A 17,529-nucleotide genomic window follows, 5' to 3' on the forward strand; every position below is an offset into this window, starting at 1 on the left:
TATAACTTTGCAGGTATATTAACACACAAATAACTACATACAGTGAGAAAAAATTTATTTGCTATTGGTCTATTAGCAGCTACTTATTCTGTTCAGGCGCAGAATATTCTAGTACACATAGATGATACAGCTATTACCTATGTTAGTGACGGTACTTTATTATACTCCGGAGGCGGGTTCCAAACAAGAGGCTCCGGTATAATCGATGTTCACGGCAACATCATGATTGACGGCGTGTCCGGTGATGGTTTCAAAACCATTACTACCGGAGGAGCCAATAAAACAAACGGCGGAAATATCGTATTACGTCTTAATGATCCTAATACATACGCATCTTCTACTTACGGCCAACTTTACATCAACGGACTATCTCAATCCAATATTACGGGTGTTGTTACCAAAGAATTTCGCACAGGTAGACATGGAAACAGCAATAGCTATTTTCAGCAGATTGCTATGCCGTTTAACGGTAAAACAGTCAGCAGCTTATCAACGGAATTCGGAAAGACGTTTAACACAAGCAGGTATGATAACCCGGTTTTAAAGTGGGATAATACGAATGTGGTCTCTGTTCATTTTACAAGTTTAGCATCCGCAACAAGTGATCCTACAGGATATTACATGCTGAAATCCAAAAATAATGATTTGGATGCAAGTACTCCACCTGTTTCACTCACTACTATTGCACCAACTGCAACAGGATCCGTATTTACGCTCCACGGCCAGCCTTATACCAATCTTTCGGCTCCATTAACACTACAGAATGGAGGGAATGTGAACTTTGGTCCTAGCGGAAGTAATAAAAATGTGTACAATGAAAAGTATAACACTTATCTTGATGACAGCTTTGAATTTACAACCACACCTTGGTCCGGAACATTTGGGAAGAATTTCTACCAATTTGGTAATCCGTTTCTTACGAATATAGACTTATCCAGAATAGGCTATAATGAAAGTGCGGGTGTAACAGACGGAAACGCTGTGTCCAATATATGGGGTATTGAATATAATCCAGGCACAGTCATTACCCTTGCGAATGGCTCAACTTATGCAACAGGCTCTATAGTACAGACTTTTGATACAAACGGAATCCCGGTAGGGGATACTGGTCTTATTATAAAACCAATGCAAACTTTTAAAATCAAGCTGAGAGATAATTCACCTCAAACATTAAATTTTAACACCTTGAGAAGGTTTAGCGGAACTGTAAGAGCGGCGTCAACTGACTATAGCGTTGTTGCTGCAAAAACAACTTCTACAGGAACAGTGAAGCAGTTAGGTGTGATTGGTCTTGATGTCAACGGAAAAGAATTATCTAGGACTTATTATGTGGTTTCCCCGACTTTCACTACTGGACATCAAACTTCTGCGGCAACATCCGTTCAGGCTTCTGCCGGTAAAAATATGATCGGTACTTTTGAAGAAGCTTTAAACGGAGGGTATGATAATAATTATCTTAACTACTGGTTATACATTAATGAAGCCAACGAGCTTAATTTTAAAGGTAAAAATGTAAAACTTGTTAATTATTATACAGATCAGGTTACATCTTATAAGTTTGAAATTAAAGAAAATGCAGAACCTATTGCAAATGGGGCTCATGCACTTTCTTCCGGAATAGGATTTTATTATAAGGCGCCAAATGGAACAGTACAAGAAGCAAAACAAGGTCAAATAATACCTGTAACAGGTGCTGAATATGATCTGTATTACGGAGAACCTAGCAATATTGTTTTAGCGACTACTGAAACGGCAGGAGCTTCTCCAAGAACACTTGTAATATATGATCCGTCGATAGCAAACTATTTTGTAAGATTTGATCCCAACTGGAAAAAAGCTGATATTGAAGTTTATGATATGAGTGGAAAATTAGTTATCTCTAGAAAAGCTGTAGATACATCACGTGATTTTGTTATAGAATTAGATGGTAAGATTAAAAATGCTTATGTAGTGAAAGTAGTATCTGACAAAGGAGAGATTGTTAATACAAAAATTTTAAAATAGAATATATGAAAACTATAAATAAACTAGTCATAGCTTTCTTTCTCTTACCTGTCTTATGGATTAGTGCGCAGCCGCCAATTCCGGGAGGTGGCGGTAATGGGGGGAACGGGACAGGATCAGAATCTGCTCCAGTGGCTATGTATGTATATTTACTTGCCATTATTGCGATCTTATTGATACTAATTTTCGGCAAAAAATATATGCTTAAGAAAATATAAATTTTATTAAAATAATATTAAACTCCCTGATTACTCAGGGAGTTTTTCTATTTTTACATTATGAAAAAGATTTTTACGTTATCGGCTATTACAGCCGCATTTTCATTGCAGGCTCAGTTTACAGTTACCATACAGGCTCCTTCAGATTTTACAGATCAAGACGCTATTTTATATACCTTAAACGGTTCCAAAGACATCATTTTTTCAAAAGAAAAAAGTAAAAATAATACATGGGTCTTTAAGTATCCTAAAAATTATATGGGGATGATGAAGGCTTATTTCCCGGGGTCTAACAATACATTTAATTTTATTTCGGAAAATAAAAGTGTAAATATAAAACTCGAAACGCAGGCTAATAAAATTAAAGATATCGTATATCTTGATGAAGCAAATGACCTTATGAGTAAACAGCAGGAGGGTTCCCAGAAAAAAGAGCTTATACTTCCTGCTTTGTCACAAATTAAAGAATACTATAAAGACAATACAGAATTCGGAAAGGCACTTAAGGCCGAAATCAGCAGACTTAGCGGAGGTTCTGAAGGTATTGATCAGGCTCAGCATCCTTTTATTTATTATTACAATACCAATTACAGCAAATTTCTTTCTAATGATGCTTCTAAAAAAGTAAGTCAGGATGATATTATTAATTTCATCGATAAATCAAACGACATGCTCGAAACCTCGTCTTTACTGAGACCGGTTTTGGTTTCGTATCTCAATACAGGTGGAAATACTAATGTGAGTACGTCTGTAGATAAGCTCCTTGACAGGTTAAAAGTAGAAACTCCCAGAGGGCAGACTGTTCTTTCTGAGTTGATTGATATTTTTGATGTTTACGACATGCAGGATTTTAAAACCAAATATCTTGGGCTGGCTAAAAATCTTAAATGTACAATTACGGACCGATTGGCGTCTACCATAAAATCTAATGCCAACGTCGAAATCGGAGCGGTTTTTCCTAATTACACTTTTCAGGCACCGATTAATACTAATGCCAAAACACTTCATCATATAAAAGCGGATAAAAAGGTAGTGATATTCTGGTCATCAACATGTTCTCATTGTGAAAGTGAGCTACCGCAATTATTGGCAAAATACAATGATTTGAAAGCAAGAAATATTCAGATCGTCGGTTTGTCATTGGATGTTGATAAAGATTCATATACTAAAAAAATCAGCGCATTTCCGTGGGTGAATGATTCAGAATTAAGAGGATGGAACAGCAGTTATGCAGATACCTATAATATTCATGCTACACCAACGTATTTTATTTTGGATGCTAACAATAAGATAATCAATAAACCAGAGCATGTAGGCGATGTTTTGGAATATTTTAAATTAAAATAATTTTGGTTACTTGTAAATATTTTCTATATTTGCACCACCAAAACGGCGAGGTAGCTCAGTTGGTTAGAGCGCAGGATTCATAACCCTGAGGTCACGGGTTCAATTCCCGTCTTCGCTACAAAAAAACCGAAACAGTAATGTTTCGGTTTTTATTTTTTTATACTTTTTCAATTTACCTTTGATACCCTAATAATTTTCTGATTTGGTAGAAGAACCTTTCGATGAGCCTGAGGTCTTGTGTTACGATTTCGGCATTTCCTTTTAATTCTTTATCGAAGGGAAGCGTTTTATTGTAGGAAGTTTTCAGACCTTTAGGGAGTGCTACATCTACGTAGTAGTTTCCTTCTTTGTCTGGAGAGAGGGAGATGTTCTGGACTTTTCCTTCCACGATGCCATATTCCTGGTATCGGTAATTATCGAGCTTGATGAGCACTTTCTCCCCGGTAATGATTTTCCCTGAATTCGTTGCAGGAACGGACATTCTTCCCACCAGCTTTTCTCTGTTGTCCGGGAGGATAGATAAAATGGCATCTCCTGCCTTTACAAACTGGTTTTCCCCGAAGAACTGCTGAAAGCTGGCCTCACCATCGGTATTGGAGATGATCAGGTAATTTTGTTCCCACTGTTTGAGGGATTTCCTGAGCTGCTCAAAAAGCTGTAATGTCTGTGAAGAATAGGTAATTTTGTCTTTTTCGGTATTGATTACCGTTCCGCTTTTTGTTTTATTGACATTAGAGATTCCTTCTTCGATCTGGGACAAGGAAATATTGATGTTTTCCAGGTTCTGCTGCGCCTGAAGGAATTTAATTTTCTCATTTTCCAGTTCTACGGCAGCAATAACCCCCTGGTTAAACAATTCCTGTGAGCGCTGGTAATTTTTTCTGGTGATTTCATACTTTGCCTGTTCGAGGCTTTTCTGTTGTTTAAGGGTTGCGATTCTCACTCTGTATTCGGAGAGGCTCTGGTTGGCGGCAATATTTTCAGGGGCATAAGGCTGTAACCTTGTAAACAAAGCTTCATCCTGAAACGCCTTTGCAAAACTGTTGTAATCGCCCTGCAGTTCCCCGAGTTTAAAATGGGAAGTTTCGCTGAGTGGAAATCGGGCCAGCTGATCCGGTGTAATAGAGTCTACCAGCTTTTTCAGCTGTAGGATGTCTTTATAATTGGCCGTTGACTGCATCACCATCAGGACTTCATTTTTTTTAACATGCTGATGGTCTTTGATGAATATTTTTTCGATTTTCGAATTGGTACGTGCCTCGAGCTTTTCGGGCGGATTCTGTGAGGTAACCACAATAGGGGCGGGAATAAATTCCGGATAGCGTATGATATAGCTCATGATGAGAATCATCACCAGGATTAAAAAAATAATGGTGTTTCCCCAGCGGATCATCCAGTGAGGCGGCTGGGTAAGGATATCCTGAACGCTTTCAGAACGGAGTTCTATATTGTCTAAAATGTCTTTCTTCGTTTCCAAAATATGTTGTATTGTAAAACTTTGTCAAAGCTTGGGAACTTTAACAAAGTCCATTAATTTCCAAGTTCCAATTGATTTTTTACCAGACGGTAATATTCTCCTTTTAAAGCCACGAGCTGAGCATGGTTTCCTTCTTCCACCACTTTTCCTTTGTCTAAAACAATGATTTTATCGGCATGTTTTACAGTGGAAAGCCTGTGGGCAATTACCACGGCCGTTTTACCTTTAAAAAACTGCTCTAGGTTTTCCATAATTACCTTTTCATTATTGGCGTCCAGTGCGGAGGTGGCTTCATCGAAGAAAATATATTCCGGGGATTTGTATACGGCCCTTGCAATGAAAAGCCTTTGCTTTTGTCCGCCGCTTACTCCCAGGCCTTCATTTCCGATCTTGGTGTTGTAGCTTAAAGGAAGTTCTTCGATAAAATCTTTGATATGGGCTATTTCTACTGCTTTACGCAGTTTTTTCTTATCAGGATAATCTTCACCCACCGCAATATTGTTGGCAATGGTATCATTAAAAATATAGCCCTCCTGCATCACCACTCCGCAATGATCCCTCCAGTACCGGGGAGAAATATTCTTAAGCTTGGTGTTACCCAGCCTTATTTCCCCTTCATTGGGTTCATAAAACTTCATCAGGAGCTTGAGCAGGGTTGTTTTCCCGCTTCCGCTGGCCCCAACAATGGCGGTAGTTTTCTGATAAGGAATATTTAAATTTAAATTTTCAAAAACATGCACTTCTGAACCGATATAGCGGAAAGAGAGATTTTCAACTTCAATATCCTTTTGGGGAAGATCATGGGTATATTGCTCGTCCGGATTTTCCTCATCGTCTTTATCATGAATTTCGCCCAGTCTTTCGAGTGAAATTTTGGCATCCTGGGATTGTTTGATAAAATCGATAAGCTGCAGCAAAGGGCTGTTGAGCTGTCCGATGATGTACTGCACGGAGAGCATCATTCCCAGCGTTAAATTTCCGCTTAACACCAGTTTTGCAGAGAGAAAGCTTACCAGGATATCCTTCATCTGGTTGATGAAATTCCCTCCCACGGACTGCCACTGCTCCAGGGATAGAGATTTGATCCGGATTTTAAAAAGCTTTACCTGGAGAAACTCCCAGTCCCAGCGTTTTTGTTTTTCGGCATTGTGCATTTTAATTTCCTGCATGCCGTTAATAAGCTCAATCACCTTGCTCTGTTCCTGGGAAACCTGGGAAAATCTTTTATAATCGAGTTCTTTTCTTTTTTTCAGGAAAAAGCTGATCCACCCGATATAAGCTGCCGCACCCACCAGGTATACAACAAACAGCCTGTAATCATAAAACAGAAGGACGATGCTGAATATAATGAGGTTCACCAGGGAAAAGAGCGTGTTAAGCGAAGAGCTGGTTAAGAGCTGCTCGATCCTGTGATGATCATTAATCCTCTGCATGATATCTCCCGTCATTCGGGTATCAAAAAAGCTGATGGGCAGCTTCATGAGCTTGATAAAGAAATCGGAGATAATGGAAATATTGATCCTTGCGGAAAGGTGCAGTAAAATCCAGCTCCGGATCACCTCGATTCCCATTCTTCCGATGAAGAGCATGATTTGGGCGAGAAGGACCAGGTAAATGAAATTCAGGTCCTGGTTCTGGATGCCTACGTCTACGATGCTCTGGGTAAGGAAAGGGAAAATCAGGGACAATAAGCTTCCTGCCAGAAGTCCTATGGCCAGCTGGATGACCAGGGATTTGTATTTTAAGAGATATTTTGAAAGAAAGGAAAAGCTGGCTTTGCTTTCTTTATCGTCAAATTCGGTCTGGAAGAACGCAGGGGTTGTTTCTAAAATCAGGGCAATGCCTTCTTCTGTTTTTTCATTGGCGTTTTCACCAATCCAGAGCTTGATGAATTCCTGCGGAGCGTAGGTAATGAGCCCGTAGCTTGGATCGGAAATATATACTTTTCTGTTTTTGTCAATTTTATAAACGACCACAAAATGGTTTTTGTTCCAGTGCACAATGCAGGGGAGGGGTACTTCTTCGGCCAGGGTATTGAAGTCGATCTGAACGCCCATGGAACGGAATCCCAAATCTTCGGCAGCATCACTCAGCCCCAGAAGGCTGCTTCCTTCGCGGGTGGTCTCCGAGAGGTTGCGGATCTGCTGCAGGGAAATGGTTTTACCATAGTATTTGCTGACGATACGAAGGCACGTAGGTCCGCAGTCTTTGGAATCAGGCTGAAGGTAAAAGGGAAAGGATTTCAAGGATGTATTTTTTATTTAGAAGTTGCCGCTTTACCAGCGACAACTATAATTTTTTAAAAGATTAACTTTTAATAGCAGTATCTGTTGCAATAATGCATGCAAAATGAAGTTCCGAAAGTAGGATCATAGGAATTCGGGTCAGCCTGGCAGGCTGCAAGGGTAGAATAGCATGCTACGGCCGCTTGTTGTGCAGCAACGCATTCCGGAGTAATTCCTCCTTTTACTGATTTTAAGTTTTCTCGTGAAAGTTTTTTTAGATTTTTCATAGTATTATAAATTAACTTGTTGTTTTATGTATTCTCTATTCCTGTTTAATTTTTTCCTAATTTAGTGAATTTTATAGTGTGAAAAGTATTTTTATTAGATATCATCATCTTCCATCAGTTCATCCATAAAATAATATATATCTTCACGGTCATACTTATCAGGAAACTGATATCCATTGATCAGAATAATCGGTGTGAAATTGAGTCCTGAATTTCTGTTTTCGGCCGACATGCTGATAAGCGGAGAAAGATCTTCATTGCCTGAAGTAATCCCTGCTTTCATTCTTGTTTTATTTTCATCCTTTGTTTCAAACCAATATTCGACAAGGTTTAAAAAATCTTCGGAAGTTTTATTTTTATAGGTATACATAAAATCAGAGATGAGATTGGTGAATTTTTCATTCTGCTTATCCGGGGAATAATTAAACCTCATCTGAACGGAGATGTCCGGATATTTTTGAAGAAGATTCCCCATGATTTTATGTGCATCTTTACAAAAACCGCAGTAAGGATTTGAAATAACCGACAGATGAATTTTCGCATCTTTGTTTCCTAGAAGGAATGTTTCATTGTCAGTAAATATTACTTTTTGATTTTCGAGAAGTTCTCTTTTAAACAGATCATAATTTCTTTTGAATCTTAAATTTTTAGCATTTGACTTTTGAAGGTTTTCCTTTTCTCCGAGAATTGTATTAAGATATACGACAGAAAGAATCAGGACAGCCCATAAAATGATGCTCAGTATTACAGTCTTTACATCAAAATAAATATTTTCAAAAAGAAAAATACTAATAATAAGCTGAGCCACTAAAACAGAAATAATCAAAAGGCAAACCCGGCAGAATGTTTTCTCTACAAATCCCTGGATATATAGCGAATAACCGATAGCAAGCAATGATGTGACAGCAAAGCCTTTCAAGACCAAAGAAGTGACAGGTAAAAAAAGTCCTAAAACTGCAATTCCTATAAAATAAATCAATGAGAAATCCGAGAACTTTAGCCCCAAAATGCTGGTTTTATCCTGATTAATAATTTTATTACAGGCATTAACGGTTTGGTTTCCTGCCGTATCACCACAGATGCTTCCTATCACGGCAGATGTGGTTCCGAATTTCTGATTGAAGATTTCAAGAGAAATATAAACTCCGGCCAGTGAGAGAATATTATATAAGGCTCCGTACCAGGTAAATGTTAAAACTGAATACAAGACAATGATAGCAAAAATCACATACAAAAATGGCTTATAAGTAATAGCTGATTTATTTACCAGTGGATCTTTTTCAAAGAGCAGCACGAAATCAGTAGATTTCCTGTAAAGTTCATCCTTACTTAATGTAATCGTTTTATCAGAATAAATTGAATACTGGTTTCCTGATTTCTTAACGAGTGAAAAATTATTATCTACAATAGCAATAAATTCTTCAGGAAGTTCATCCCAATATTCTTTGTCGAGCTCATATGCATCGTTTCTCACTCCCATAAAGTTCAGGGTGTCGCTGAATGCTAATGCTGAGGGATAATTGGGGTGAGAATTAAACTGAAACATAAACTCCTGTTTATCAAGCTTAAGATAATTAATAAGTTTATTTAATGGCATATTAATATTTTTCACTAAAATAAGCAGATGTTTGAGAAAAACAAAAAATTTTCTCATATTAACGTGATTTATGTTTATTTTATTGCTACTAAGTAGTTTATATAAAAATAAATGTTTGGGAATTATTACTTATTATTAATAAATCAAATAATTGTACTCCCAGTAAATCCAGTACTATAATTTAAATGTAATAATGTTTTTAATAAATAATTCCAAAAAAAAATATTTGATATAATCACCTTTTAATGAGTAATGATAGTAAGTTTGAAAGTGAAACTAAGATTATTAGAAATGTTAACAGAAATTATAATTTTTAAAATGTCCTAAATTTGTGAAAAAAAATATTAAAATATTTTTTTATTTATAAAATATATTGTAATTTTACAACGCCTTGAATGAGGGAACAAGTCAAGGTAATAAATTTTTTTTCATCATTTGTGTTTTTAGAATCGTATCGCCTGATACGATTCTTTTGTTTTTTTATGCTTTTTCGTAATTAAGAAGAAGGTTTATGAAATAAGAATAAGTAACAGATCCTTCCTGCTGATTGGATTTCAGAAACAGATTGTTGGTAAATCCGAAAAAATCATCCAGTAAACCCTGATGTTTTAAGATGAATGCTTTCTCGTATGCTCTGTCTTTTTTCATTTCGGGAGAGTAATTTTTTAAAATAGATTTTACAAAAGCAGGATCCTTATCCAAGATATAATTTAATAAGCTTTTTAGTGTAAAATATTCCGTACTGTAGCGGAGTTCTAGATTAGTAGAATTAATCCCGATCAGGTAGCCTACAAAATTGGCTTCCTGTTCTCTTGCAAAACCGAGCTGATGGGAACTTTCATGCGCTGATGTAAAAGGTATTAATGTATTGGGAAGCTGAGAGTTGAATTGAGCTTCGGCAGTAAATGGATTATAGTATCCCAGAATTCCGGTATAGCTCATCACATTTTTAAAAATACTGGGCTTAAAAGAATTAATTTCAGAAGTCGTTTTTCTGGAAATATTTTCAGGAAGCATCGTCTGGCGTTTAAGGATTTCCTGCTGTACTGCATGGAGATCTTTAATAATGAAAATCCCGTTTGCATCTTCCTGGGCCTGTTTTCTCGTTTCTTTACATTTCTGAAGATATTGTAAGGCTAAGATTTTAGCTTTCTCAACTGTTGGCTTCTCCTGTGAATTTAATTTTTTGATGATCGGGGTCTGGAAGTATAACATTCCCCAGAATATCTGGTAAAGAAAATAAAATATATTGATGCAAATAAGAATTTGTACCAAAGCTCTTTTTCTTCTGGTTTTCCTGAAGCATGTGGTAATGCTATATATAAGAAAGATTCCCGTAAATATATAAAGCACATCTCCGAAGGAAAAAGGAATCCATGAAAAAATGAACTGATGGAATTTCTTCTGAACTTCAAAGAAACTTTCAAAAAAAGAAACAATTACAGAAGATCTGGAGAATAAATAGAACAAAACAAATTGGGCAAGTAATAAACCTGCCCAAAATCTTTTCTTATATACTATTTTTGATGTATTAGTGGCCACTGCCTTTTGTGATTTTGTCAAGATCAATTCCCTGGGATTTCAGGATTCCGCTTACCCTTATCGCATAGAAAGCAAGATAAGCAAAACAGATTACCCCAACAATATAACTGAAATGGATGTTGGTCATGTCAGCAACATATCCCTGGATAAGACTTACAATTCCACCTCCCATAATCATCATGATCAGAAGTCCGGAACCTTCATTGGTGTGCTTTCCAAGACCGTTAATTGCCAAAGCAAAAATACAAGGCCAAAGCGTAGAGCAGAATAAGCCCACACTTGTGAAAGCATATACGGAAACCATTCCTTTGGTAAACATTCCTATTAATAAAGCTGCAATACCTGCTACGGAAAAAATCAGAAGCATTCTTGCAGGATTACCTTTACTCATAATATCGCAGATGATCATTGCAATAATAATCAATCCATATATATAGAAATGTGACAGATCATGTTTTGCAATAGCGTTCACCAGTAAGAAAACCCCGAATGCAAGGTAAGGCGCCAGGAATCGTAAGATCTTTTTAGCTCCTGCACTTATGTCAAATGCTTCTACTGCGCCGGTCCAACGTCCGATCATTAGTGATGCCCAATACAAAGAGATGTACGGTGCTATATCTTTAGTTTCAAAACCTAAACTTTTTTCCATGTAGGCGGGAAGGTTACTGGCCGTAGAAACTTCCACCCCAACATATACAAATATGGCAATCATTCCCATGAAAAGCTGCGGATATTGGAAGGCCGACTTTCTGTGTTCTCCGGGAATAATATCTTCCGTATCTTCTGTTATGGTTGGAGTGATAGCCGGAAGAGAAGAAAATTTAAGCATGATGGCTACCAGAACAAAGGCTGCTCCTAAAATGAGATAAGGAACTTTTACACTTTCAACACTCACGTCCTGGGTTGCAGCTGCTGCGGAACCAAAAATCGCAAAAGATACAATAAGCGGACCTATCGTTGTTCCGAGGTTATTGATTCCTCCTGCCATTGTAAGCCTCTGAGAGCCTGTTTCTGCGGGGCCAACTTCAATAGCTAAAGGGTTTGCCACAATCTGCTGAAGTGAAAATCCAAGCCCTACAATAAAAAGCCCCGAAATCATTAGTGGGAAAGAATGCAGGTTGGCTGCAGGATAAAACAAAAGAGTTCCCGCTGCAGAAATAAGAAGACCTACAATAAGTCCGTTTTTATACCCGATTTTGTTGACCAAATCCTGTTTTATACCTTTGGAAACAGCCATATAAATCAATGAACCTACGGTGTATGCAACATAGAAGCATATTTGCACCAGCATACTTTCGGTTTGTGATAATTTAAAAGCTTTTTGGAAAACAGGGATCAAAATGTCATTACTTGCCGCCACAAATCCCCAGAAGAAAAATACAGTAACCAATGGGATGAATTGTCCCCAATTGGTTTGTTTAGAATAATTTGACATATTTGTTGAAAATTTCTGAAAACAAATATATATTATTTCTTTTAATTATAGTGTTTTAGCAATACTTTTTTTATTGTCTCAAAAGAAGACAATTTGAGCTCTTTAGGAGGTGCGGAAGGGTATAAAATTCCGTTAAAATATACTTTTGCTTTACCCGGATAACCCTTTGAATTGTCAAACGGAAAAATTTCCTTTAATCCTACGAAAGTATAGATTACGATTGGTGAATTGTGTTTTGATGAAAGGGTAAAAGCGCCGTCTTTAAATTCATCCAGAATGATGGTAGTGTCATCCGGAACACCGCCTTCTGGGAATATAACAATGCTGTTTCCTTCCTCCATTTTTTCGGCACATCTTCTGTAAACATCGGCACGGCTTCTTGCGCTTCCACGGTCTACCATCACGCATATTCTTTTATAAATTGTTCCGAAAATCGGGATTTTTACCAGTTCTTTTTTACCTACAAAACAGATGGGATGATCGGCACATAAAATACACATCAGCATAATGTCCATAATAGAAGTATGGTTGGAGATAAAAACATACTGCTGGTTTTTGTCCAGCGTCTCTCCGGAAAGTCTGGTCAGCTCGTAACGAAGGCCCATACCGTAAAAGATACAGTAGCTCCAGTATCTTACAAACCGATATGCATATTTATAATGTTTTTTGTTGAATGATAACAAATACACCGGAAGTCCGAAAATCAATGTGAAAACAAAGGCCAATATCAGAAGCCAGGCTCGCCAGAGATAATTTAAAATTTTTCCAGCCATCTTATCCGTTAAAAATTATTTTTTTCTTGATGGAATAATTAAGCACGGAAACCAGAAGGATTGCAGCAATCTTGCTGATAATCTCAGGACTTAAAGAATAAATAATAAGATCAAATGTATCCTTAAAAATATAGCTGTAAAAAATCTGAAAAAACCCGAGGCTCAGAAAAGTTGAGATGAAAGATACTGCCATAAAATAAGCAAATTCTTTTCTTTTGGAATGTTTTCCTCTTTCAAAAACAAACCATATGCTCAGGAAATAATTTGTAATAATCCCGCAGCTTGTAGAAAAAATATTACTCAGAGGATAGTGTATTCCATGAAAATCAGTTTCACGGGGAAAGAAATGGGGGATTGCCGTACTGAAAAGTTTAAAACTCCCGATTTCAACAATGGCGCTGAGCCCTCCTGCAATTATGAAGAATAAAACCTGTTTCTGCCGTAATAGTAAATCTCTCATCCCGATGATATAATGTGCAAATTTATAACTATATGTTAAACACTGAAAAAAGATGTTAAAAATTTTTTTAGATACAAAATAATTTCTAATTTTAATTTTCCGGAACGATATAGGCTTCACCTGATAATAAATTCATTTTCAACTATTTGTGTTGATGGTTTTTTCTATCTTGTAATATGATTCAATCATACTATCAAAAAAAATTTACGCTCACTTTTAATAATATTTGTATGAAAAGTCAAAACAAATACAGGAAATTCCAGCTTCAGCAAAAAAATATTGAAGCGCTAGAACGGGAAAATTCACGCTTCAAACGTGTATATTCTGAGTATGAAAATATGTCCGAAGAACTCTGGAACCTTGAAAACTCCAATAATGAACCTCTTCCCGACGATTTTATCAACGCTATGATCCTTCAGACATCCTATCTTGAAGATGAGATCGAAGACTGGCTGGTTCGGTTTAATGATAAAAAAGCGGAAATAAATTAACAATGATGCAATACAGAAGACTTTGAAGGGAGCCGAACAGAATTTGTCCGGCTCTCTTTATTATTTAACATATCTTCAGATTTACAAATAACATATATGTCATGTTCATAATCTGTCATCTTACAAGATAAATTCATAATTTAGCATCCTTAAACTAAAATGGAAAATATGGTTGCTATTGTTGATAGTGGTTCTACAAAATCAGACTGGATCATTCTGGACGAATTTAAAAACGTCTTTCTGAAAGCAGAGACTATTGGCTTCAATCCGAATTTTATCAGCAAAGAACTTATCGTTCCTGAAATTGAAAAAAATACAAGCTTAAATTCCGTAAAAAATTCAATCACCAAAATATATTTTTACGGCTCAGGATGTGGGGTTCAGCAGAACTGTGATATCATTATAGAAGAAGTAGGAAAAGTCTTTACCAATGCCGAAATCATTGTGAAAGAAGATCTCACGGCAGCAGCCTATGCGGCCTACAGAGGAAAACCAGCCATTGTTTGTATTCTCGGTACAGGTTCAAACTCATGCTATTTTGACGGTCAAAATATAAAAATCCAGTTGCCTTCCTTAGGATTCCTGGTAGGAGATGAAGGAAGCGGAAGCGCAATTGGCAAACAGCTTGTCAGAAGATTCTTTATGCAGAAACTTCCCGAAGATCTTTCTGTAGAATTTGAACAAACGTATAAGCTGACAGTGGATGAAGTGCTGAAGAACATGTATCACAGCACACGGCCCAATGCTTTTCTTGCAGATTTCAACAAATTTGTGGTGGAAAGAAAGGAACATCCCTACTTACGGAAAATGGTACATGATGAAATGCTCAATTTTTTCGATTATCAGGTGCTTCCATACAAAGAATCAAAAGATGCCGAGATCAATTTTATCGGTTCTATTGCCTATTACTATGAAGATGTTTTGCGCGCAGCGGCGGCAGAACTTAATTTAAATGTAGGACAGATCGTACAGAAACCTATCGAGAGTTTAGTCGATTACCACATTCATTATATATTATAACTAAAAACAAAATTCATCATATGTCAAGTAAAACCCACCGCGACGAAAAGAACTTTAATCAGGCCGCGTTAGATTATCATAAAGCCGAACCTAAAGGAAAAATCGAAGTGATTCCTTCAAAACCGCACTCCTCACAGAGAGATCTGTCATTGGCGTATTCGCCGGGGGTTGCAGTTCCCTGTATGGAAATCCACGATAAGCCGGAAACTGTTTACGATTACACTGGAAAAGGAAACCTTGTAGCGGTTATTTCCAATGGTACAGCGGTTCTCGGATTGGGCGATATCGGTGCGGAGGCTTCAAAGCCGGTAATGGAAGGAAAGGGACTTTTGTTCAAAATTTTTGCAGACATCAACGTCTTCGATATAGAAATCAATGAAAAAGATCCCGACAAGTTTATAGAAATCGTGAAAGGGATTGCTCCTACTTTCGGAGGCATTAACCTTGAAGATATCAAAGCTCCGGAAGCATTTTATATTGAACAGAAATTAAAAGAAGAACTGGATATTCCTTTGATGCACGACGATCAGCACGGGACAGCCATCATCTCTGCTGCAGCTTTGATAAACTCTTTAAAAATCGCCAATAAAAAAATTGAAGAAGTAAAAATGGTGGTAAACGGAGCCGGAGCGGCTGCCATTGCATGTACCAATCTTTATATTTCTTTAGGGTTAAAGAGAGAAAATGTTCTGATGTGCGACAGCAAAGGTGTGATCAACCATAAACGGGAAAACCTTACTCCTGAAAAATTGGACTTTGTCGCTCAGACAGATATCGATACGCTGGAAGATGCGGTGAAAGGCTCGGATGTTTTCGTAGGATTGTCTAAAGGAAATGTAATGACACCGGAAATGTTATTAAGCATGAATGAAAATCCTATCGTATTCGCATTAGCCAATCCAGATCCTGAAATTGCCTATAATCTTGCTATTGAAACCCGGAAAGATGTGATTATGGCAACCGGAAGAAGCGATTATCCTAACCAGGTAAACAATGTGCTGGGATTCCCTTATATTTTCCGTGGAGCACTGGATGTGCAGGCAAAAACAATCAATGAAGCCATGAAGCTGGCTGCTGTTCATGCCATCGCAGATCTTGCCAAAGAACCGGTGCCTGAAGCGGTAATTCTTGCTTATAACCTTCAGAATCTTCATTTCGGAAGAGAATATTTTATCCCGAAACCATTTGACAACAGATTAATTACCAAAGTTTCGAGTGCGGTAGCGAAAGCTGCTGTGGAAAGCGGGGTAGCCCGAAAAACCATTACGGATTTCGATGAGTATGAAAACAGCCTTCTCGACAGAATGGGAAGAGATGAAAAGCTGGTGAGAATGATGCAGAACAGGGCAAAAGCAAATCCTAAGAGAATCACTTTAGGCAATGCCGAAGAGTATAATGTGCTGAAAGCCGCACAGATTCTCTATGAAGAAGGAATTGCTTATCCTATCCTTTTAGGAAGCAAAAAATACATTAAAGAACAAATGGAGCGTTTCGGAATTGACCTTGATGTTCCGATTATTGATCCAAGTGACGACGACCAGAAGGAAAACAGAAAAAGATACAGGGAAACCCTTTGGAAGCTTCGCCAGAGAAAAGGGATGAATGAATATAAGGCTAAAAGATTCGTTCGTCAGAGAGATTATTTCGGACCTTTGATGCTAAAACACGGCGATACCGACGGACTGATTGTTGGATTCTCAAAAAATTATGCTTCGACTCTGAGACCGGTTCTGGAAGTTATTGAAAAAGATAAAGGCGTTGATAAAGTATCGGCCATGATGATGATCCTTTCGGAGAAAAAACCGATTTTCTTTGCAGATACTTCCATCAATCAGAATCCTACCGCTGAAGATCTGGTAAATATTGCCAAAATGGCGGAACTTACCGTAAAATCTTTTGCGATTGAACCAAGAATTGCCATGCTGGGATTTGAAAACTTCGCCGCGATTTCTGAAACTTCAAAAAAAGTGGCAAAAGCAGTAAGCATCCTTCACGAAAAATATCCGAAAATGGTTGTAGACGGTGAAATCCAGCCGGATTTTGCCATGAACTCTGATCATTTGAGTGATTACCCGTTCTCAAAATTAGGAACAACACCTGCTAATACATTCATTTTCCCAAATCTTGAGAGTGCCAATCTATCCTATAAAATTATCAGGGGGATGAAGGTTGCACAAGTGATAGGACCAATTTTGATGGGGTTAAAACAGCCGGTTCACGTACTTCAGATGCGCTCTAGTGTTGATGAAATCGTGAATCTTGCCACGATCGCTGTTTTGGATGCCCAGAGAAGAGAAAAAAAAGGATAAATAATCCGGATAATGTAAAAATTACCGATCTTTAAAAATTATGATAAAGACTTCATTCATGGAGTCTTTATTTTTTTATTTTGAAGGTAAAAATTATGCGTATAAATCTCCACGTTGATCTGCATTAATCTTTCAATTTATCTGGATGATCTTCTGAAGTTATCCGTATAATTTGAAAACTCACTCTTGTAAAACAGACACTACATTACCGGAAAGTAATTTTCAAGTCTTTCATTTTTGTCCCCGATCTTTAAAATTCAAATTAAAAATTAAGTTAAAAAGCATTCGTCTCTGAAATGAAAACATTAATTACTTTAATTTGCTATATTTGGGAGTTTTAAAAA

General features: G+C 37.3%; 14 protein-coding genes and 1 tRNA gene. 7 read left to right on the forward strand and 8 right to left on the reverse strand.

All coding sequences use genetic code 11. The annotated features are described in order from the left end of the window. Positions 1-42 precede the first annotated feature (42 nt). The 4 genes from M0D58_RS14010 to M0D58_RS14025 all read left to right on the forward strand — a co-directional run bounded on the left by M0D58_RS14010 (position 43) and on the right by M0D58_RS14025 (position 3,687). Positions 43-2,004, forward strand: coding sequence for a T9SS type A sorting domain-containing protein (locus tag M0D58_RS14010; protein ID WP_248390633.1), 1,962 nt, complete (start codon positions 43-45; stop codon positions 2,002-2,004). A 5-nt stretch (positions 2,005-2,009) separates the two neighbouring features. Continuing rightward, on the forward strand, positions 2,010-2,222 hold the full coding sequence (locus M0D58_RS14015; protein WP_248390636.1) for a signal peptidase: 213 nt from the start codon (positions 2,010-2,012) through the stop codon (positions 2,220-2,222). Positions 2,223-2,282: 60 nt separating this feature from the next. Beyond that, positions 2,283-3,569, forward strand: coding sequence for a peroxiredoxin family protein (locus M0D58_RS14020; RefSeq protein ID WP_248390653.1), 1,287 nt, complete (start codon positions 2,283-2,285; stop codon positions 3,567-3,569). 44 nt (positions 3,570-3,613) lie between these two features. After that, positions 3,614-3,687: transfer RNA gene (locus M0D58_RS14025), tRNA-Met, on the forward strand. Between the two features lie 54 nt (positions 3,688-3,741). On the opposite strand, the gene M0D58_RS14030 is transcribed toward M0D58_RS14025, so the two are convergent. The 8 genes from M0D58_RS14030 to M0D58_RS14065 all read right to left on the reverse strand — a co-directional run bounded on the left by M0D58_RS14030 (position 3,742) and on the right by M0D58_RS14065 (position 13,365). Beyond that, positions 3,742-5,046: an HlyD family secretion protein gene (locus tag M0D58_RS14030; RefSeq protein WP_248390656.1), complete on the reverse strand. Its 1,305-nt coding sequence runs from the start codon at positions 5,044-5,046 to the stop codon at positions 3,742-3,744. Between the two features lie 53 nt (positions 5,047-5,099). Beyond that, positions 5,100-7,292, reverse strand: coding sequence for a peptidase domain-containing ABC transporter (locus M0D58_RS14035; RefSeq protein ID WP_248390659.1), 2,193 nt, complete (start codon positions 7,290-7,292; stop codon positions 5,100-5,102). A 68-nt stretch (positions 7,293-7,360) separates the two neighbouring features. Beyond that, entirely contained in the window at positions 7,361-7,558 is a 198-nt protein-coding gene (locus M0D58_RS14040; RefSeq protein WP_248390662.1) for a bacteriocin-like protein, read from the reverse strand. Positions 7,559-7,652: 94 nt separating this feature from the next. Further along, positions 7,653-9,155 (reverse strand): vitamin K epoxide reductase family protein, encoded by a 1,503-nt coding sequence (locus tag M0D58_RS14045; protein WP_248390665.1) that lies wholly within the window; start codon positions 9,153-9,155, stop codon positions 7,653-7,655. A gap of 480 nt (positions 9,156-9,635) precedes the next feature. After that, a complete protein-coding gene (locus M0D58_RS14050; protein ID WP_248390668.1) occupies positions 9,636-10,697 on the reverse strand; it encodes a DUF3810 domain-containing protein in 1,062 nt (353 codons plus the stop codon). After that, positions 10,687-12,132 carry an MFS transporter gene (locus M0D58_RS14055; RefSeq protein ID WP_248390672.1) on the reverse strand — a complete coding sequence of 482 codons (1,446 nt, stop codon included), beginning with the start codon at positions 12,130-12,132 and terminating at the stop codon, positions 10,687-10,689. The genes M0D58_RS14050 and M0D58_RS14055 overlap by 11 nt, the downstream gene beginning before the upstream one ends. Positions 12,133-12,173: 41 nt before the next feature. Continuing rightward, entirely contained in the window at positions 12,174-12,905 is a 732-nt protein-coding gene (locus M0D58_RS14060; protein WP_248390675.1) for a lysophospholipid acyltransferase family protein, read from the reverse strand. 1 nt (position 12,906) lies between these two features. After that, on the reverse strand, positions 12,907-13,365 hold the full coding sequence (locus M0D58_RS14065) for a GtrA family protein (RefSeq protein ID WP_248390678.1): 459 nt from the start codon (positions 13,363-13,365) through the stop codon (positions 12,907-12,909). 230 nt (positions 13,366-13,595) lie between these two features. Here M0D58_RS14065 and M0D58_RS14070 point away from each other — a divergent pair, with 230 nt between their 5' ends. The 3 genes from M0D58_RS14070 (at position 13,596) to M0D58_RS14080 (ending at position 17,185) form a co-directional block, all read left to right on the forward strand. Beyond that, a complete protein-coding gene (locus M0D58_RS14070; RefSeq protein WP_248390681.1) occupies positions 13,596-13,856 on the forward strand; it encodes a hypothetical protein in 261 nt (86 codons plus the stop codon). A 168-nt stretch (positions 13,857-14,024) separates the two neighbouring features. After that, the gene (locus M0D58_RS14075) at positions 14,025-14,876 is read left to right on the forward strand and encodes an ATPase (RefSeq protein WP_248394982.1); all 852 of its coding nucleotides are present in this window, start codon (positions 14,025-14,027) and stop codon (positions 14,874-14,876) included. Positions 14,877-14,896: 20 nt separating this feature from the next. Next, positions 14,897-17,185 carry an NADP-dependent malic enzyme gene (locus M0D58_RS14080; RefSeq protein ID WP_248390684.1) on the forward strand — a complete coding sequence of 763 codons (2,289 nt, stop codon included), beginning with the start codon at positions 14,897-14,899 and terminating at the stop codon, positions 17,183-17,185. Positions 17,186-17,529 lie beyond the last annotated feature (344 nt).

This window comes from Chryseobacterium nepalense, from assembly GCF_023195755.1.
GTDB classification, from domain to species: Bacteria; Bacteroidota; Bacteroidia; order Flavobacteriales; family Weeksellaceae; genus Chryseobacterium; species Chryseobacterium nepalense.